22 protein-coding genes are annotated in these 18,546 nt (G+C 63.9%); 10 read left to right on the forward strand and 12 right to left on the reverse strand.

Features of this window, described 5'->3' with window-relative positions; translation table 11 throughout:
- Positions 1–13: 13 nt before the first annotated feature.
- Positions 14–3,136, forward strand: coding sequence for an ATP-binding protein (locus tag CH294_RS00965; protein WP_094736811.1), 3,123 nt, complete (start codon positions 14–16; stop codon positions 3,134–3,136).
- Between the two features lie 24 nt (positions 3,137–3,160).
- Positions 3,161–4,495 (forward strand): AIM24 family protein, encoded by a 1,335-nt coding sequence (locus CH294_RS00970; protein WP_094736739.1) that lies wholly within the window; start codon positions 3,161–3,163, stop codon positions 4,493–4,495.
- A gap of 7 nt (positions 4,496–4,502) precedes the next feature.
- Here the strand turns inward: CH294_RS00970 and CH294_RS00975 are convergent, their stop codons facing one another.
- The 12 genes from CH294_RS00975 to rpsJ all read right to left on the reverse strand — a co-directional run bounded on the left by CH294_RS00975 (position 4,503) and on the right by rpsJ (position 10,775).
- Positions 4,503–5,390 carry a glycosyltransferase gene (locus tag CH294_RS00975; RefSeq protein WP_094736740.1) on the reverse strand — a complete coding sequence of 296 codons (888 nt, stop codon included), beginning with the start codon at positions 5,388–5,390 and terminating at the stop codon, positions 4,503–4,505.
- A gap of 84 nt (positions 5,391–5,474) precedes the next feature.
- Positions 5,475–5,753 (reverse strand): 30S ribosomal protein S17, encoded by a 279-nt coding sequence (rpsQ, locus tag CH294_RS00980; protein WP_032376635.1) that lies wholly within the window; start codon positions 5,751–5,753, stop codon positions 5,475–5,477.
- The gene (gene rpmC, locus CH294_RS00985; protein ID WP_032376634.1) at positions 5,750–5,995 is read right to left on the reverse strand and encodes a 50S ribosomal protein L29; all 246 of its coding nucleotides are present in this window, start codon (positions 5,993–5,995) and stop codon (positions 5,750–5,752) included. Before rpmC ends, rpsQ begins: the two co-directional genes overlap by 4 nt.
- Positions 5,995–6,411, reverse strand: a complete 417-nt coding sequence (gene rplP, locus CH294_RS00990; protein WP_027496313.1) for a 50S ribosomal protein L16 — start codon at positions 6,409–6,411, stop codon at positions 5,995–5,997. The genes rpmC and rplP overlap by 1 nt, the downstream gene beginning before the upstream one ends.
- A gap of 3 nt (positions 6,412–6,414) precedes the next feature.
- Positions 6,415–7,224 (reverse strand): 30S ribosomal protein S3, encoded by an 810-nt coding sequence (gene rpsC, locus CH294_RS00995; RefSeq protein ID WP_027496312.1) that lies wholly within the window; start codon positions 7,222–7,224, stop codon positions 6,415–6,417.
- Complete coding sequence (rplV, locus tag CH294_RS01000; RefSeq protein WP_027496311.1) at positions 7,224–7,646, reverse strand: 50S ribosomal protein L22; 423 nt, start codon at positions 7,644–7,646, stop codon at positions 7,224–7,226. Before rplV ends, rpsC begins: the two co-directional genes overlap by 1 nt.
- Positions 7,643–7,924 (reverse strand): 30S ribosomal protein S19, encoded by a 282-nt coding sequence (rpsS, locus tag CH294_RS01005; RefSeq protein WP_008718309.1) that lies wholly within the window; start codon positions 7,922–7,924, stop codon positions 7,643–7,645. Before rpsS ends, rplV begins: the two co-directional genes overlap by 4 nt.
- Positions 7,925–7,937: 13 nt before the next feature.
- On the reverse strand, positions 7,938–8,774 hold the full coding sequence (gene rplB / locus CH294_RS01010; protein ID WP_008718311.1) for a 50S ribosomal protein L2: 837 nt from the start codon (positions 8,772–8,774) through the stop codon (positions 7,938–7,940).
- A gap of 39 nt (positions 8,775–8,813) precedes the next feature.
- Complete coding sequence (rplW, locus tag CH294_RS01015; protein ID WP_008718314.1) at positions 8,814–9,119, reverse strand: 50S ribosomal protein L23; 306 nt, start codon at positions 9,117–9,119, stop codon at positions 8,814–8,816.
- Positions 9,116–9,793 (reverse strand): 50S ribosomal protein L4, encoded by a 678-nt coding sequence (rplD, locus tag CH294_RS01020; protein WP_032404662.1) that lies wholly within the window; start codon positions 9,791–9,793, stop codon positions 9,116–9,118. The genes rplW and rplD overlap by 4 nt, the downstream gene beginning before the upstream one ends.
- Complete coding sequence (rplC, locus tag CH294_RS01025) at positions 9,790–10,455, reverse strand: 50S ribosomal protein L3 (protein WP_027496309.1); 666 nt, start codon at positions 10,453–10,455, stop codon at positions 9,790–9,792. Before rplC ends, rplD begins: the two co-directional genes overlap by 4 nt.
- 14 nt (positions 10,456–10,469) lie before the next feature.
- Positions 10,470–10,775, reverse strand: coding sequence for a 30S ribosomal protein S10 (gene rpsJ, locus CH294_RS01030; RefSeq protein WP_003938093.1), 306 nt, complete (start codon positions 10,773–10,775; stop codon positions 10,470–10,472).
- Positions 10,776–11,265: 490 nt separating this feature from the next.
- Between rpsJ and CH294_RS01035 the strand changes: the two genes are divergently transcribed.
- From CH294_RS01035 to CH294_RS01070, 8 genes are all read left to right on the forward strand, one after another.
- Positions 11,266–11,760, forward strand: a complete 495-nt coding sequence (locus CH294_RS01035; protein WP_094736741.1) for a hotdog fold domain-containing protein — start codon at positions 11,266–11,268, stop codon at positions 11,758–11,760.
- Between the two features lie 12 nt (positions 11,761–11,772).
- On the forward strand, positions 11,773–12,678 hold the full coding sequence (locus tag CH294_RS01040; RefSeq protein ID WP_032404660.1) for a prephenate dehydrogenase dimerization domain-containing protein: 906 nt from the start codon (positions 11,773–11,775) through the stop codon (positions 12,676–12,678).
- Between the two features lie 32 nt (positions 12,679–12,710).
- Positions 12,711–13,664, forward strand: coding sequence for a diiron oxygenase (locus tag CH294_RS01045; RefSeq protein ID WP_032404659.1), 954 nt, complete (start codon positions 12,711–12,713; stop codon positions 13,662–13,664).
- A 121-nt stretch (positions 13,665–13,785) separates the two neighbouring features.
- Positions 13,786–14,757 (forward strand): daunorubicin resistance protein DrrA family ABC transporter ATP-binding protein, encoded by a 972-nt coding sequence (locus CH294_RS01050; RefSeq protein ID WP_032376628.1) that lies wholly within the window; start codon positions 13,786–13,788, stop codon positions 14,755–14,757.
- A complete protein-coding gene (locus tag CH294_RS01055; protein WP_094736742.1) occupies positions 14,754–15,611 on the forward strand; it encodes an ABC transporter permease in 858 nt (285 codons plus the stop codon). The genes CH294_RS01050 and CH294_RS01055 overlap by 4 nt, the downstream gene beginning before the upstream one ends.
- A gap of 10 nt (positions 15,612–15,621) precedes the next feature.
- The gene (locus CH294_RS01060; RefSeq protein ID WP_052057948.1) at positions 15,622–16,476 is read left to right on the forward strand and encodes an ABC transporter permease; all 855 of its coding nucleotides are present in this window, start codon (positions 15,622–15,624) and stop codon (positions 16,474–16,476) included.
- A gap of 72 nt (positions 16,477–16,548) precedes the next feature.
- Complete coding sequence (locus tag CH294_RS01065; protein ID WP_094736743.1) at positions 16,549–17,433, forward strand: glycosyltransferase; 885 nt, start codon at positions 16,549–16,551, stop codon at positions 17,431–17,433.
- A gap of 170 nt (positions 17,434–17,603) precedes the next feature.
- Positions 17,604–18,521 (forward strand): alpha/beta fold hydrolase, encoded by a 918-nt coding sequence (locus CH294_RS01070; protein ID WP_094736744.1) that lies wholly within the window; start codon positions 17,604–17,606, stop codon positions 18,519–18,521.
- Positions 18,522–18,546 lie beyond the last annotated feature (25 nt).

Below are 18,546 nucleotides of genomic sequence, written 5' to 3' on the forward strand. Positions count from 1 at the left end.
CGTTGAGTCGACGATGACGGACAGCGAGCAGATCCGAGCCCTCGAATCGGTGCGGCTGAGCTGGGCACCGACACCCGACGACGTGTGGCGTTCGCAGTCGAACGTGCATGTGCCGGGGATGCACGAGCGGGTGTTCCTCGAAGTGATGAATGCGTACGACGATGCCGATGTGTCCGATGACGCCAGCCCTCTCGGCGTCGTCGTGCGTGGGCCTGCCGGCTCGGGCAAGACGCACCTACTGGGCCAGGTGCGCGAGGAAGTACAGCTCAAGGGGGGTTACTTCTTCCTGATCCGGCTCCTCGACGCCGCCGGATTCTGGCGCTCGACGCTGATGGGAATGCTCGACGATCTGATGCGCCCGTCCGGTCGCGGATCCGACAGTCAGCTCGGTTTGCTGCTTCGACGCCTGTGCGAGATCGGCGACGCGTCCGAGGATGAGCGCGCAAAGATCATGGGCGAGAACATGATCGACGCCGAGACGCTCGATGCCTTCGTCACCGCGGTGTACAAGGTGCACCCCCGCCATCGCCGGACGTCGCAGCACACACTGCGCGCACTGGTGCTGTCCATTGCCCCGGACTCTGCGGTCCAGGACCTGGGCGACGCATACCTGCAGTCCATCGACGACGTCGATCCCGAGGAGTTCTCGGGGTGGGGAATTCGCCGCGCCGAGCTCGGCCATCAGGGCATCGCCGAGAACATTTCGCGACTGCTCGCGATCACCGGCCCGACGATTCTCGCGATCGACCAGATCGACACTCTCGTCGCCCAGTCGCGCACCGGATCCGATCAGGAGTTCGCCGACGCGCAGGAGGACAAGGTCGTCGAACAGCTGGCGCACGGGCTGATGTCTCTACGCGAGACACTCCCCCGCACCGCCTCGGTGCTGTCGGCTCTGTCGAGTGCGTGGGAACTGATCGCTGCCCGCGGAGTTGCTCCTATGCGAGACCGCTTCCGAGTCACTCAGTCGCTCAAGCCGATTCCGTCGTCGGACATCGGTCGGCTGCTGCTCGGACGCCGCCTGGCAGCGTGCTTCCTCGAAGCCGGCTTCATTCCGCCGCACCCGACGTGGCCGGTGGCCCCCGACGCGTTCGAGCAAGCCCCGGACTTCACTCCGCGCCAGCTGCTCATTGCCGTCGATCGCCACATCCGGCACTGCCTCGACACCGGCATCGCGTCGGAGCTGACGAGCTTCACCGACCGGTCCGGCCCGGCAGATGCGCCGGAACTTCCCACCGCGCGGGTCAACGAACTCGACACACTCGACGATCGCTACCGGCAACTTCGCGAACAGGTGGACGTCTCCGTTCCGCTGCGACCCGACAGCGAGGACTCGATCGTTCCCGCACTGTTGTCCGCGGGTCTGACGGCCTGGATTCACGAACACCAGTCGTCCGACGACAGCCTGGCCCAGGATCCGCCCCCGAGCGGCAAGCCTGCCCTGCACGCCCGGCTCCGCCATACCGTCGACACCGACACCGACGACGAGGAGCACTGGTGCTTCCGTGCGGTGACGTCCGGCAATGCTCGGGCCGCGCTGGCCCGAGTGGAGCGCGCAGTGACCACAGCGGGTCTCCGCGTCGACATGCCCAAACGGCGGCTGATTCTGATCAGGAACGACCCGTGGCCCAACGGAGCGAAGACCGAGCAGACCATCGCAGCTCTGCGTCGCGCCGGAGGCGTCGTGGTGCCCTTGAGCGACGAGGACCGTCGGGCATTGGCAGCATTGTCGATCCTGCTGAGCGAGAACTCCCCCGCGCTCACCTCCTGGCTGCTCGCACGCAAGCCGGCACACGACGTCGAACTGTTCGGGGCCGTGTTGCCTGCCGTGAGCGTCGTCGACGACGACACGGCGCTCATCGAACCCGAGACCCCGATCACCGCGGCCGCACCGGCCGCATCGCGTCGGCCGTCCATCGTGGTGGGTGCCGAATTGAGCACCGGCGCCGATGTCGCCGTTCCCCTCGAAGCGCTGCGCAAGCACACCGCGATCTTTGCCGGCTCCGGCTCGGGCAAGACGGTGCTGATCCGCCGCCTCGTGGAAGAGTGTGCGCTGCAGGGTGTTTCGGCAATCGTACTTGACGTCAACAACGACCTGGCTCGGCTCGGCACCGCATGGCCGGAGGACGAACGCACCTGGCCACCAGGGGACGAAGCCAAAGCATCGGCGTACCTGCGCGACACCGACGTCGTGGTCTGGACGCCGCGTAAGTCTGCGGGTCGCCCACTCAGCTTCCAGCCACTTCCCGATTTCGTCAGCGTCCTCGGTGACGCCGACGAGTTCGATGCCTCCGTCGAGTCCGCACTGGCCTCGCTCGAACCGGCCGCCGGCGTTCTCGGTACCTCGCAGAAGGCCAAACACGGTCGAGCCGTGCTGAAGTCGGCACTCGATCTGTTCGGTCGACGGCCGCACGGTGGCAATCTCACAGACTTCATCGACTTGCTCGAGGAATTCCCCGAGGACGCCAGCGAGATGCGCGACGCTGTCCGCATCGCTGCCGGTCTGGCCGAGAATCTCAAAGCCGCCGCCGCGAACGATCCGATGTTCGCCGGAGCAGGTACGCCGGTCGATCCGGCTGTTCTGCTGACGCCGGTCGAGGGCAAGAAGGCCAGGGTGTCGGTGATCAACCTGGCCGGTCTGACCACCGACGAGCAGAAGCAGAGTTTCGTCAACCAGCTGCAGATGGGGTTGTTCGCCTGGATAAAGAAGAATCCTGCGGGCGACCGGCCGCTGGGCGGTCTGTTCGTCATGGACGAGGCGCAGAACTTCGCGCCGTCGGACAGGACGACCGCGGCGACACACAGCACCCTGGCTCTGGCGTCGCAGGCACGTAAGTACGGGCTCGGTCTGGTGTTCGCCACCCAAGCTCCGAAGGGTCTGCACAACCGTATTGCCGGCAATGCGTCGACTCAGTTCTACGGTCTGTTGAACAGCCCGTCGCAGGTCGATGCGGCCAAGGAGATGGCGCGAGTCAAGGGCGGTTCGGTTCCCGACGTCGGGCGTCTGCCCGCCGGTCAGTTCTATGCAGCCGTGGAAGGTGCCGAGTTCCGACGCACGGCCACTCCCCTGTGCCTGTCGTACCACCCCAAGAGTCCACCGACCGAGGAAGAAGTCATCGAACTCGCACGTTCCTGACAGCAGGCGTCCGACACTGGCACACTGGATCCGGTGAAAAGCCTCGCTCGCGGGGAGAACTGCCCCGCTCCGTCCGGCCCCCTGACAGTGACGTTGGCCAGCTCGACCTCCGTCGATGTATCCGCATTGCTGTTGGGGCGGGACGGACGTGTGCGTTCGGACGCAGATCTGGTGTTCTACAACCAGCCGGCGGGCGCGGGTGTGGAGTACCGGCGGACGTCTTCCGGCCATCTGGTCCGGGTGGATCCGTCCGCGATTCCTCCCGACATCGAGACGGTCGCCATCGCAGCCTCGCTGGACGGAAGCGGTCCGGCAACGTTCGCCGCCGCTGGCCCTACGTCGGTGACGGTCTCCGACGCGTCGGGTACTGCGCTGGTCGGGTTCGCAGCCGATGCTCTCGGGGACGAAAGCGCTCTGGTGTGCCTGGAGTTCTACCGGCGCGCCGAGCAGTGGAAGATCCGCGCGGTCGGCCAGGGGTACGCGGACGGGTTGGCCGGGCTGGCCACCGCTTTCGGGATCAGTATCGAAGACGACGAGCAGCCGCCGCCCGAGGCATCGACGACAACCCCGTCGCAGAACACCGAATCACCCGTGAATTCACCTGTCCAACAAGGAGTTCTGGCCATGAGAAGCGAACTGTTCGCGCCCGTACACGCCGAGGTTCCCGGATCCGGCATTCAGAAGCAGGGCAGCAAGATGTGCCGGGTGGGTCTGAGCGGCGAGCTGATGGCCCGGGCGGGCTCGATGGTCGCCTATCAGGGCAACCTGAAATTCGAGGCGCAGGGCTCGGGCGGTTTGGGTCGGGCACTGAAGCAGGCGCTCTCCGGGGAGGGTGTGCCGCTGATGAAGGTATCGGGTCAGGGTGACCTCTTCCTCGCCAACGCTGCGCAGGATGTCCATCTGATCGACCTGGACGGCACGGATGGACTGACCATCAACGGTGCCAACGTGCTGGCCTTCGAGTCCTCGCTGAGTTACGACGTCAAGCGAGTCCAGGGCGCGGCGGCAGGTGGAAACGCGGGCTTCTTCAATTGTGTGTTCACCGGACGCGGGCGGATCGCCATCACGACCGACGGCGTGCCGGTGGTGCTGAACGTCGATCAGCCGACGTTCGCAGATCCGCAAGCTGCGGTCGCGTGGTCGTCGTCCTTGCAGACACGGGTGAAGAAGAACGATTCGTTCGGACTCGGGACCCTGATCGGCCGTTCGACCGGTGAGCGATTCACCCTCGAGTTCGCGGGTCAGGGATTCGTCGTCGTACAGCCGTCGGAACAGCCGCCGGGCGGATTGATCGGTGGTGCCGGCAGCGGGGAACAAGCCGGCGTCGGTGGGGCGCTCGGTGGCCTGCTGGGCAGGTGACCCTCGATCACAGGAACAGCGTGCGGTACCGGATCGATCCCTGGACGTGACCGACGACCACAGCCGCAGCTGCGATCCAGCGTTCTCGGGGCACCCGCGACAAGCTCTGCGGCACCAGTGGATTGGTCACCAGCAGTCGCAGCACATGCTGCGAGAAGACCCTGACCGACAGACCGGCGAACCCGTAGTCGCGATACGCCACATACAGCTGAACGTCGCCGACCGCGTATCGCCGCACCTGTGACCAGAACTCGCGCATCGTCGGTCTGAGGCGGTAGTCGACGGTCGCGGCTCCTGCATGAGCCATGCGGAACCCGGCCAGTTGTACACGCCAGGAGAAGTCGAGGTCCTCGCCTGCCTCGGTCAAGGTCTCGTCGAAACCGTGCACTGCATGAAAGACATCGGCCCATACCGCGAAGTTGCAGCCTGGGACGTACGGGAGAAAGTCGGTGTCGAATCCCGCGCTCGAGGGGGTCATCGGGCGGCGACGGCACACCGTAGGAGAATTCACCCTCGATGTGTCCACCGAGCCACTCACCAGATCCGCCGTCGATGCGGCAGCCACCAGTTCGCTCAACCACTGGGGCCGGACGACGTCATCGCCGTCGCAGAACGCCAGCAACTCGGTTCGAGCTGCCGATGCCCCCACGTTACGTGCGTGCGATGTGCCTGCAGAACCGGAAGCATCGACGTACCGAACGCATATTCCGTAGTCGTCAGGGCGCATGTCGAGAAACTCCCGCAGCCCATCGGTCGACCCGTTGTCGCTGATGATCACCTCGAAGTCGATGCCGTGATCCTGTACCGCCAAGGCGTCCAGTTGGGCTCTCAGGGTCGCGACCGCATTGCGGACGGGGATGACGACAGTCACGCCCTTGCGTCGGTTCTCGTCCATCGAACGCTCTTCCTACCTCGGGTGAGAACACAGAAGAGCCCATCCCCGGTTGACCCGGGAATGGGCTCTTCCAGCACTCGGTGCTTACTTGGCCTTTTCGAGAACCTCGACCAGTCGCCAGTGCTTCGTTGCGGACAACGGACGGGTCTCCATGAGCTGAACGCGATCGCCTACGCCGGCGTCGCCCTTCTCGTCATGTGCCTTGACCTTGGTGGTACGACGGATGATCTTGCTGTAGAGGGGGTGCTTGACCCTGTCCTCGAGCTCGACCACGATCGTCTTTTCCATCTTGTCGGATACGACGTAGCCGATCCGGACCTTACGGTTGTTGCGCTCTTCAGTCACAGTGTTTTCCTCGCTCATGCTGCGTCACCTGCTGTGTCCTCGGAAGGACCAGAGGCCAAGCCGAGCTCACGTTCGCGGAGCACCGTGTAGATACGCGCGATCTCGTGGCGCACCACGCGCAGTCGACGGTTGTTGTCCAACTGGCCGGTAGCCATCTGGAAACGAAGGTTGAACAGCTCTTCCTTCGACTCACGCAGCTTGGTGACCAGCTCTTCACCGGTGAGCTCGCGGAGCTCTGCGGCTGGGGTTCCGGTAGCCATCAGAACTGCTCCTCCCTGGTGATGATGCGTGCCTTGATGGGCAGCTTGTGGATGGCGCGAGTCAGTGCCTCACGCGCGATGGTCTCGTCGGGGTACGACAGCTCGAAGAGCACCCGGCCCGGCTTGACGTTCGCGATCCACCACTCGGGCGAACCCTTACCGGAACCCATGCGGGTCTCGGCAGGCTTCTTGGTGAGCGGACGGTCCGGGAAGATGTTGATCCAGACCTTGCCGCCACGCTTGATGTGGCGAGTGATCGCGATACGAGCGGACTCGATCTGACGGTTGGTGATGTAGGCGGGCTCGAGAGCCTGGATGCCGTAGTCACCGAATGTCACCTGAGTTCCGCCCTTGGCGGCACCCGAACGCTTCGGGTGGTGCTGCTTGCGGTGCTTGACCCGGCGGGGGATCAACATGCGTCAGCCCTCCTGAGTGGGCTCGGTCGAGGCCGGAGCCTCGGTTGCGGATGCCGCGCGGCCGGCCTCGGTGCTGGTCGCCGTGGTGCCCGAGGCACCGCTGCGACGCGGACGAGTGGGACGCTCACGACGGGGACGGTCTGCACCGGCGGCCGGAGCCGCAGCGGCAGCGAGTTCACGCCGTCCGCCGACGATGTCGCCCTTGTAGATCCAGACCTTCACGCCGATGCGGCCGAAGGTGGTCTTGGCCTCGTACAGCCCGTAGTCGATGTCGGCACGGAGCGTGTGCAGGGGAACGCGTCCCTCGCGGTAGAACTCCGAGCGAGACATTTCTGCGCCACCGAGACGGCCGGAGCACTGAACACGAATGCCCTTGACGTTCGGCTGACGCATGGCCGACTGGATGGCCTTACGCATTGCGCGACGGAATGCGACGCGGTTGCTGAGCTGCTCGGCAACACCCTGGGCCACGAGCTGAGCCTCGGACTCGGCGTTCTTGACCTCGAGGATGTTGAGCTGGACCTGCTTGCCGGTCAGCTTCTCGAGAGCTCCGCGGATGCGGTCGGCCTCGGCACCACGACGACCGATGACGATGCCGGGACGTGCCGTGTGGATGTCCACGCGAACACGGTCGCGGGTGCGCTCGATCTCGACCTTGGCGATACCCGCGCGCTCCATGCCGGTGGCAAGAAGCTTGCGGATCTCGACGTCTTCCTTGACGTACTCCGAGTACTGCTTGTCTGCGTACCAGCGCGACTTCCAGTCAGTGGTGATACCCAAGCGGAAGCCGTGCGGGTTGATTTTCTGACCCACTACTGAGCCCCTTCCTTGGACGCCTGGCCCTTACGACGGTTGCGAGACGTTCCGCCGGTCTTGGGCAGGCTTTCGACGATCACCGTGATGTGGCTGGTGCGCTTGCGGATCCGGAATGCCCGGCCCTGAGCGCGCGGCTGGAATCGCTTGAGGGTGGTGCCCTCGTCGACGAATGCAGTGGCGACGATCAGCGTGCTGGGATCGAGATCCAGGTTGTTCTCGGCGTTGGCGGCTGCGGACGCGATCACCTTGGCGACCGGCTCGCTCGCTGCCTGCGGCGCGAACTTGAGGATGTTGAGCGCGTCCTCGACGGAGCGCCCACGAACCAGATCCACGACGCGACGTGCCTTCATCGGCGTGACGCGAACGTGCTTCGCTACGGCCTTGGCAGTCGGATTGGCGGTGGGGGTGAAGTTGGTCATCGCCTCTTCGCCTTCCGGTCGTCCTTGATGTGACCCTTGAACGTGCGGGTCGGTGCGAACTCCCCGAGCTTGTGGCCGACCATGGAGTCGGACACGAACACCGGTACGTGCTTGCGACCGTCGTGGACGGCGAAAGTGTGACCGATGAAGTCGGGCAGGATTGTCGATCGACGGGACCAGGTCTTGATGACCTGCTTGGTTCCCTTGTCGTTCTGGACGTCAACCTTCGCGAGGAGGTGATCGTCTACGAACGGGCCTTTCTTCAGGCTGCGTGGCATTCTGAACTCCCTCCTAGCGCTTGTTCTTGCCGGTACGACGACGACGGACAATCAGCTTGTCGCTCGCCTTGTTCTTGCGGGTACGGCCTTCCGGCTGTCCCCACGGGCTGACCGGGTGGCGTCCACCGGAGGTCTTGCCCTCGCCGCCACCGTGCGGGTGGTCGACCGGGTTCATCACGACACCACGAACGGTCGGGCGCTTGCCCTTCCAGCGCATGCGGCCGGCCTTGCCCCAGTTGATGTTCGACTGCTCGGCGTTGCCGACCTCGCCGACGGTTGCGCGGCAGCGCACGTCGACGCGACGGATCTCACCGGACGGCATACGCAGCGTGGCGTAGGGGCCTTCCTTGCCGAGCAGCTGAATGCTCGCTCCAGCGGAGCGGGCCATCTTTGCGCCACCACCCGGACGGAGTTCGACCGCGTGGATGGTCGTACCCGTCGGGATGTTGCGCAGGGGCAGGTTGTTGCCGGGCTTGATGTCGGCATTGGCACCCTGCTCGATCGGCGATCCCTGGGCGATGCCCTTGGGTGCGACGATGTAGCGCTTCTCGCCGTCTGCGAAGTGCAGCAGTGCGATGTTCGCGGTGCGGTTGGGGTCGTACTCGATGTGAGCGACCTTGGCCGGCACGCCGTCCTTGTCGTTGCGACGGAAATCGATGAGACGGTACGCACGCTTGTGACCGCCACCCTTGTGCCGGGTGGTGATGCGACCGTGTGCGTTACGTCCACCGCGACCGTGCAGCGGGCGGATCAGCGACTTCTCGGGGGTCGAACGCGTGATCTCAGCGAAATCGGAAACGCTGGAGCCACGACGGCCCGGGGTTGTCGGCTTGTATTTACGGATTGCCATGAGTCTTCTCGTCCTCTATATCCGAAGAGTCCCAGTCGCTTACGCGACCGGACCTCCGAAGATCTCGATGGGCTTGCTGTCGGCGGAGAGCGTTACGAGCGCGCGCTTGGTGTCCTTGCGCTTGCCGTAACCGAACCGGGTCCGCTTACGCTTGCCCTGACGGTTCATCGTGTTGACGCTGGTCACGGTGACGTCGAAGATCTTCTCGACGGCAATCTTGATCTGCGTCTTGTTCGAGTCCGGGTGCACCAGGAACGTGTACGTGCCGTCTTCGATCAGTCCGTAGGACTTCTCGGAGATGACCGGTGCCAGCAAGATGTCGCGGGGATCGGCGATCGTGGTCACTTGCTTGCCTCCTCGTTCTTTGCAGGCCCAGCGATGAAGGTGTTCAGCGCTTCCACGCTGAAAATGACGTCATCGGCGTTGAGCACGTCGTACGTGTTGAGCTGGTCGGGTGCGATGGGGTGCACGCCGTCCAGGTTCTGGACGCTCTTCCACGCTGCGGTGTCTTCGCGTCCGACGACGAGCAGGACCTTCTTGCGGTCCGAGAGCTCGGCGAGGAACGTCTTCGCACCCTTGGTGGATGGAATCTGTCCGGCAACCAGTTCGGTGATCACGTGGATCCGCTCGCTGCGAGCCCGATCGGAGAGGGCACCGCGCAATGCGGCTGCCTTCATCTTCTTGGGAGTCCGCTGGCTGTAGTCGCGCGGCTGCGGTCCGTGGACCGTGCCACCGCCGACGAACTGAGGAGCGCGGGTCGAACCCTGACGGGCGCGGCCGGTTCCCTTCTGGCGGTACGGCTTCTTGCCACCGCCGCGAACCTCGCCACGAGTCTTCGTGGAGTGCGTTCCTTGGCGTGCCGCTGCGAGCTGCGCAATGACGACCTGGTGGAGGAGCGCGATGTTCGCGGGTGCGTCGAAGATCGCCGACGGCAGATCGACGGTTCCGTTGGTCTTGCCACCGACCTCTTTGACGTCCAGCGTCAAGTTGGTTTCGGTCTTCTTGTCGAGGCTGGTCATGCCCGTGCACCACCCTTCAATGCAGACTTGACGATCACGACGTTGCCGCGACGGCCCGGGATAGCTCCCTTGATCAGCAGCAGACCGTTTTCGCTGTCCACCTTGTGGACCGAGAGGTTCTGCGTGGTTACGCGATCGCCACCCATACGTCCGGACATGCGCATTCCCTTGAACACGCGGCCCGGAGTTGCGCAGCCACCGATGGATCCGGGGCGACGGTGCACAGCCTGTGCACCGTGGCTCGCGCCCTGACCCTTGAAGCCGTGACGCTTCATGGTTCCGGCGAAGCCCTTGCCCTTGCTGGTGCCGGTGACGTCGACGTATGCGCCGTCCTCGAACACTGCAGCGGTGAGCTCCTGGCCGACCTCGAACTGCGAGGCGTCGGCAACGCGGATCTCCACGATGTGGCGACGCGGCGTGACACCTGCCTTCTCGAACTGGCCGGTGGTGGGCTTGTTCACCTTGCGCGGATCGATCGCACCGAATGCGACCTGGACGGCGCTGTAGCCGTCACGTTCCTGGGTGCGGATCTGGGTGACCACATTGGGGCCTGCCTTGATCACGGTCACCGGAACGACGCGGTTGTTCTCGTCGAAGACCTGGGTCATTCCGAGCTTGGTGCCCAGAATTCCTGTCGCAGGCCGGTTCTTGTTATCAGTCATCGTTGTCTCCGCGCTCACTGGATGTTGACGTCGACACTGGCCGGGAGGTCGATGCGCATGAGCGCGTCCACCGTCTTCGGTGTCGGGTCGAGGATGTCAATGAGCCGCTTGTGAGTACGCATCTCGAAGTGTTCGCGCGAGTCCTTGTACTTGTGCGGCGAACGGATGACGCAGTACACGTTCTTTTCTGTCGGCAACGGCACCGGTCCGACGACGCGGGCACCCGTACGGGTGACCGTTTCGACGATCTTGCGCGCTGACGCGTCGATCGCCTCATGGTCGTAGGCCTTGAGCCTGATGCGGATCTTTTGTCCCGCCACGCTTAGTGTCCTTTTCTTGCCGCTTGGTCGTAGAACCGGCCGTTCGGCCTGCTCCACCTCGTCTGCACAGTCCCCGAGCCGGTGGAACCCACCGACCCGAACTGCCTTCGTGCACACACGACAGTGAAAAACGTTGACGACCCAGGCGTGGCCTGCATCCGTTGCCGCTCTTCATCTGTCATGGTTCTCCGGTCCACGCGGTCGGGCGTGTCGTGATTCCGCTCATTCGTCTGCGCTGAAACTTTCGCTTCAACCATCCGTACCGAACGAAACCCGCACCGATCGAGCTGGTGTTCCGGACGCGCTCACGTGGAGCGCTGGTCTCATGTCTTGCTCAGCCGGCTCTGCAGCCGACTCACCTGGTTCAGGCCGCACGCAAGCGCGTCCCGTGTCCAGGCAACCCGACCAGTATGCCGCAGTCCGGGCGACAGATCAACTCGGGGTCCGTCGATCGTCGTCGCGCTACCTTACCGAGCAGTAAGGTAGCGCCATGACCTCAGTCCAGAGCACCACGGGCGCAACCTATCGCGCCTGGTCGAAGCTTCCCAACAACACTATCGGGTCCGCCGTGTTCTCCGTCGGCATGTGTCTCCGGGTCCCCTACTTCGCTTCCGTGCTGCCGCGGGTGGTGGCCCTCGAACCGGGTCGCTGCGAGGTGACGGCTCCGAAATGGTTCGGAATTCGGAACCACCTGGGCACCTTCCACGCCATCGCCGCATGCAACCTCGCCGAGGTTGCGATGGGCATGCTCGCCGAGGCGACGGTGCCGACCTCGCACCGTTGGATCCCCAAATCGATGAACGTCCGATACCTGACGAAGGCAACCACCTCACTCCGTGCGGTCGCACAACTCGATCCGATTCCCGACTTCTCCGCCGTGACCGACGGACTCGAAGTCGTCGTGCCGGTCTCGATCAGAGACACCGCCGGCGTCGAGGTGGTGCACGCAGACATCACGATCTGGGTGTCCGCCACGGCCCGTTGACATACTCGAACGATGAACACGGTTCGGCAGTCAAAGTCCGATGACTCGGTGGTCGTGGTCGGCGGGTCAGGGGCCGTCGGCCGCCTGATCGTCGACCTGATGCGCGGCGATGGCGTACCCGTGACGGTCGTCGACGTGCACGAGAGCTCCGACGCAGCCTCGCCGGTCACGGTCGGAAACATCATCGCGCCCGACGACCGGCTCACTTCGGTACTGACACGTGCTGCGACGGTGATTCTGGCGGTGCCCGAATCCGTGGCGTTGGCAGCAGACCTCTCGGCCGTGCAGCCCGAAGCACTGGTGGTGGAGACCTTGTCGGTGAAATCCGGATTCGCGCGCCACGTGGATGCCACCGACCGCCTCGGTCCCACCGTCGGAATCAATCCGATGTTCGCCCCGTCGCTGGGAATGGCCGGCCGCCCGGTGGCCGCCGTCGTGCACCGCGAAGGCCCATCCGCGGACGCCTTTCTCGACAGGGTCGCACGGTGGGGTGGCCGAGTCGTTCTTCTCGACGCCGCACGCCACGATCGCCTCGCCGCCGCGACGCAGGCTCTGACGCACGCCAGTGTGCTGGCGTTCGGGTTGGCCCTGGCCGAACTCGACCTGCCGTTCGGGGACATCGCTGCCGTTGCACCTCCCCCACACGCAACGATGCTGGCGGTGCTCGCTCGCATCACGGGCGGCGAACCCGAGGTCTATTGGGACGTACAAGCAGGCAATCCGCATGCCGCCGAGGCCAGAGCGGCACTGCGCCGCGCCACGCAAACACTGAACGAGGCGGTCGATTCCGGTTCCGAGACCCAGTTCGCGCGACTGTTGACCGAGGCAGAGTCCGCGCTGGGCGGAAGCGGCGATCACTATCGAGCAGTGTGTGCGGAGATGTTCGGTATCGTTCGAGGCAGTAGTAGGAACCGATGACCGCTGGTAACAGCGCGGAGGCGAGGCACGCAATGCTGGAACAGCCGTCGTTGCCGGAGTTCGACTCCGACGATGTCGTGGAGAGTGCGGTCGTCTCGCGGTTGGCCAAGAACTGGGCGCAGCGCGCGACAGTGAAGAAGCCCGAACCCGAGCTCGACGACCTGTTCGACACGTCCAAACAGGATTTTCCCGACGCCCTCATACCCTTCGGCGAGCACGACACCTTCACCGGTGCCACCCCCGAGCAGAAGGATCGCCTCCGAGCCTGGGGTTGGATCGCGTTCAACAAGAACGTGATGGATGTCGAGCAGCACGTCGTCCACCCAGGTTTCGCGCTTCTGGCGCAGGACGTGTTCGAGACCGGAATGGGCGACACCCTCGCGGTCGCGGTGACCCAGGCGATGGTGGACGAGCAGTACCACACGCTGATGCACCTGAACGCGAGCGCAGCCACGCGGCGAGGGCGTGGGTGGGCGCTGTCGGAGCGTTCCCTGCCCTTCAGCTCGACGGTGCGTCGGCAACGTACTGCGCAGGCAACCAGCGACGACTCGTGGTCCGCTGCGATCAGCTCACTGGCATTCATGACGGTTGCGGAGATCTCCATCACGTCCTACTTGGACCTGATCGAGGACGACGACGTCATCCAGCCCATTAATCGGGCGACCGTGAAACTGCACAATCGCGACGAGTACTGCCATGCGTCGATCGCCGACGACATGGCCGCGATCGTCTTCGATCGACTCGGAGCCAACGACCGACAGAAGTTCCTCGACGGTCTCGTCGACGGCATGGATGCGTTCTCGAGCAGCGATTTCTCCACCTGGCGACGCATTCTCGAGCTCGAGGGCATCCGCGGTGCCGACGAGATGCTGGCGGACGTCGAGCAGGACAAGAGTCGCCGCGCTCTGGTTCAGGACTACAGCGGGCTTCGGTCTCTGTGCCGGAAGCTCGACGTCGAGGACAGTATCGATATCGATTGGGGCTGACTGCGGAGGTCACCCGGCGTCGACCCGCAGGTAACATTCTCGGGGAATTCCGGTATCAAGTAGTGGCCCTCGACTCCACGGGGTCCTGCCCCACCATTCACCCCGACAGCTCGGAGATTCGATGTCGTCAGCTCAACACGCAGCCGTACACGTGGAGGACGTACACAAGTCCTTCGGTGATGTGCATGCGCTGCGCGGCATCAGCTTCTCCGCCGAGCGCGGGACCGTCCTGGGCATTCTCGGTCCCAACGGTGCCGGAAAGACGACCACCGTCAAGGTGCTGTCGACCCTGATCGCACCGGACAGAGGCAGAGCTTTCGTCGCGGGACACGACGTTGCCGCGGACGCCCCTGCAGTACGACGCTCGATCATGATGACCGGACAGTATGCGGCTCTCGACGACACCCTGTCGGGCCGCGAGAACATCGAGTTGTTCGGCCGCCTGATGGGTCTGGACAAGAAGGCCGCCAAGGCGCGCGCCAAGGCTCTGCTCGACGAATTCGACCTCTCGGATACCGGCAAGCGGCCCGTCCGTGGGTACTCCGGCGGCATGCGTCGCCGCATCGACATCGCGTGCGGATTGGTCGTGCGGCCGGAGGTCGTGTTCCTGGACGAGCCGACCACCGGACTCGACCCGCGCAGCCGCCAGGGCGTGTGGTCACTGGTCGAAGCACTCAAAGCACAGGGCATCACCGTGCTGTTGACGACGCAGTACCTCGAAGAAGCGGACGTCCTCAGCGACAACATCATCGTCATCGACAAGGGCACCGTGATCGCGGAGGGCACGTCCGATCAGCTCAAGGCCATGACCGGTGGCAGCTACTGCGAAGTGGTGCCGCTCGATCCCGGTCAGCTCCGAGCGGCCGCGCAGGCATTGGGCGACATGGTTCCTGCTGCGGTACACGCCGAGATCACCGCTACATCCGACCGGCTCTCGGTGCCTGCACCCGACGGCGCAGCGACACTGTCCGAGATCCTGCGCCGCGTCGACGCGGAGGGAATCGTGTTGGCCGACATCGCACTGCGACGACCCTCGCTGGACGACGTGTTCCTCACGCTCACCGGGCACTCGCAGACGAGCTCGAGCTCATGACGGCCACGACGCGGGGCTTACCCAAAACACACTCGAGGTTTGTCGAGCGGACCGGTGCCGGCTCCACCACACAGCAGCCGAAGCGGCGGTCACGAACGCGGCCGTCCGGATTCGTCCAGTGGCAGGCGCTGACCGGACGTGCTCTGTGGACGATGCTCACCAAGGGCGAGTTGCTGATCGCGGTCATCGCTCCGCTGATCTTCACCATCGGCTTCTACCTGCCGTTGAAGTTCGTGATGGGCCTACAGGGCATCAACTACGCGCAGTTCCTGATGCCGATCATCGTGCTGCAGGCTATGGCCTTCACCGCAATTTCCGCCGCCCAGAGAGCCTCGACGGAGGCGATGAGCGGACTCAATTCTCGTTTGAAGACGATGCCCGTCGTACGTGGTGTCCCACTGGTGGCACGGATCTCGAGCGGTGTGGTCCGTTCGTTGGTGTCGTTGGTATCGGCCCTCGGTTTCGGTTACGTCATCGGTTTTCGCTTCACTGCAGGATTCGGTCAGGCCCTGTTGTTCTGTGCACTCGCCATGTTGATCAGCACCACGTTGTCGATCGGTGCCGATGCGATCGGCACGCTGTCGAAGAGTCCGGAAGCCACCAGCCAGGTATTGACCCTCCCCCAGCTCATTCTCGGTATGGCCTCGTGCGGGTTCGTTCCGGAAAGTGGCTTCCCAGAACTCATCCGACCGTTCGTACGCAACCAGCCGATCTCGCAGTTCTCCTTCGCAATGCGCGATATGGCCGAAGGCGGAGTCAGCTTCCCCGTGTTGTGGCCGTCGCTCGCATGGGTGGCCGGCTTGATCGTGTTCTTCGTACCGCTCGCCATCTGGGCGAGCTCCAGGCCAGAGTGACGAGGCCGAGATGACAATGTCCGAAGCGTCGGTGAACACAACCCGCGTGTCCAGCCTGACCTTCCCCGAACCCAACATGGTCCTGGGCGAAAGGTCTGTTCGTGCACTCTGGACCCACAGTCTGATCCAGGCCAAGCGACTGTTGATGCGATGGATGCGCGATCCGTCGACGATGATTCAAGCGTTGCTGTACCCCGCGTTGATGTTGGTCATGTTCCGTGTCGTACTCGGCAACTCGATTTCCGCGGCCACCGGAGCGCCGGCGATCTACGGTCAGGTGCCGATGATCGCTCTGGTCGGAGCCATGTTCGGGTCCATCGTCAGCGCTGTCGGTCTCAAGGGCGAGCGGAAATCAGGCTTGTTGTCCAGGTTCTGGACGACACCCACTCACCGCGCCGCCGGCCTGCTGGGCAGAATGATCGCCGAAGCAGTTCGAGTGCTCGTCACCACCTGCGTCATCGTCTGTGCCGGTGTCGCGATGGGGTTCAGATTCACCCAGGGAATTCAGGCCGGCATCTTGTTGATCCTGATTCCGGTTGTGTTCGGTATCGGGTTCGCGGTGATGGTGACATTCCTGGCCACGGTCGCCGGAGACGCACCACTGGTCGAACTGGTATCGATCTTCTGCACCCTGTTGATGTTCTTCAACGCGGGATTCGTCCCCGTGCTCGCCTATCCGCTCTGGCTCCAACCGGTGGTTGCGGCGCAACCTATGTCCGTTGCAGTCAACGCAATGCGGAATTTGGCTATGGGTGGTCCCGTCCTGACCCCGGTGTTGCAAACTCTGGCGTGGTCGCTCGGAATGGCAGTCGTGTTTCTGATACCGGCAATCCGCGGTTACAAGAAGGCATCTTCGGACGGCTGACGAACAGACGCACGACCGCATTCGGACCGGCCCCTTCCGCTCGGGCCACGTCCTTGCGTACCGTGAACCGCCGTGACCTCTTCGAGCGTGCCCACCGTATCGGTGATCATTCCTGTCGGCTCGTTCGATCGGCATCTCGAGGCACAGCTGAGGGCTCTCGCAACGCAGGATTTTTCGAATGAGTTCCAGGTCGTCATTGCAGACAATTCCGACTGCGCCGAGCTCCGGAAGTACCTCGAAACATGCGAAGTCCGTGAGGGCGTGTCGATCCTGTACGTCGACGCATCCCAGGCGACGGGGGCCGCGCATGCTCGCAATCGTGGAGCCGAAGCGGCGACCGGTGAGCTGCTCGCCTTTTGCGACGCCGACGACGTGGTGCATCCCGACTGGTTGAACAGCCTCGCCCGGCTGGCGACGAATTACGATGTGGTCGGTACCGCAGTCGAGACGTCGACGCTCAACGACGAACGGGCGTTGTCGTGGACGACCGGCCCTGCTCCGGAACAACAAGGTCGAACTTCGTTTCGCCCCTTCGCGATCGGTGCCAGCATGGCGTGCCGCGCGGAGGTCTATCGTGCTCTCGGCGGCATGGACAACCAGTTCGCAGCCAGCCAGGACGTGGAGTTCAGTTGGCGCGCACAGCTGGCGGGTCACAGTTTTTGCTTCGATGCGGAGCCGAAGGTCTCCTACCGGCTTCGCGACCGACTCCGACCGCTTCTGCGCCAGTCGTACCGGGCCGGTTACGGCACCACGAAGCTCATCGGTGTGTACCGCCCACTCGGTTGCCCTCCACTGAGCATTCGGACCGTACTACTCAGGTGGGGTGTGTTGATCCTGCGCAATCCACTGTTCCCCACATCGCTGACGAAACTGTCGCGAGGGCACTGGTTGCGTGCCCTGTACATCCGCGTCGGGGAACTGCGCGCCGGTATCGAACACCGAGCGTTCAGCTGGTAGCAAATCGGCCTTATTTGTGAGCATCGTCACAATGGGGATCGAGCACAACTCGCGGACCAGTAGTTCTGCAATTGCCCAAAAGGTTACTCGCACTATGAATGTTACGGTTGTGTCACCCACATGCTATCGCCGACGTCGCCCGACGCGGTGAGCTGAACCCGAAAGAGGCCATGGCGATTACAACACGAGCCGCGCGAATTCTCTGTGCGCTCGCGGCAATCTTCGCCGTGACCCTCTCCGGACAAGCCATCGCCTCCGCCGATCCTGCCCCCACGCAGTTTCCTACCGTGGAGGGGACCAACGACTTCGGCTGCGTTCCCAGCCCCGAACATCCACGACCTGTCGTGTTGATCCACGGCACCAAGATGGATGCCACGACGTGGACCGTTCTGGCTCCGCAGCTCATCGAACAGGACTACTGCGTGTTCGCACCCAATTACGGTGCAGTCGGCCTGCTGTTCGAGCCCGGCAAGGTCGTGTGGGGCTCGGGCGACATTCCCGAATCGGCGCGTGAGATCGGCGGTTTCATCGATCGAGTTCTCACCGGGACCGGTGCCTCACAGGTCGACATCGTCGGACACTCGCAGGGCGGAATCGTAGCTCGGCAGTACATGAAGTTCGACGGTGGTACCGATCCCGCCGACCCCTCACGAAACAAGGTCCACAGCCTCGTCACCCTGGGTGCCACCAACCACGGCACGACCTTCGGCGGACTGCAGGAATTGGCGAAGCTGGTCGCCTCATTGGGACTTCCCGGTGACGCGATCACACCGTTGACCTGGAACATGGCCGGAGCCCAGCAATTGGTGGGTTCGCCGGTACTGGTCAATCTCAATGCCGGCGGTGACGCCCTTCCCGGCGTCGACTACACGGTGATCGCCACTCGGGACGACACGATCTCGACGCCCCCGGAGCAGACCTTTCTTCGTACCGGTGACACGGAGTCGGTGCACAACGTATGGGTCCAGGACGTTTGCCCTGCCGCAACCACTACTCACGTCGGGCTCGTCACGGATCCGGCACCGAATTACATGGTGCTCTCCGCACTCGATCCCGAATACGCCTCGACTCACACCGCACCCTGCTGACCTGACGGTCCGGTCGCTCGGACCC

Origin of the sequence: Rhodococcus sp. 14-2483-1-1 (assembly GCF_002259335.1) — a bacterium.
Classification (GTDB): Bacteria; Actinomycetota; Actinomycetes; order Mycobacteriales; family Mycobacteriaceae; genus Rhodococcoides.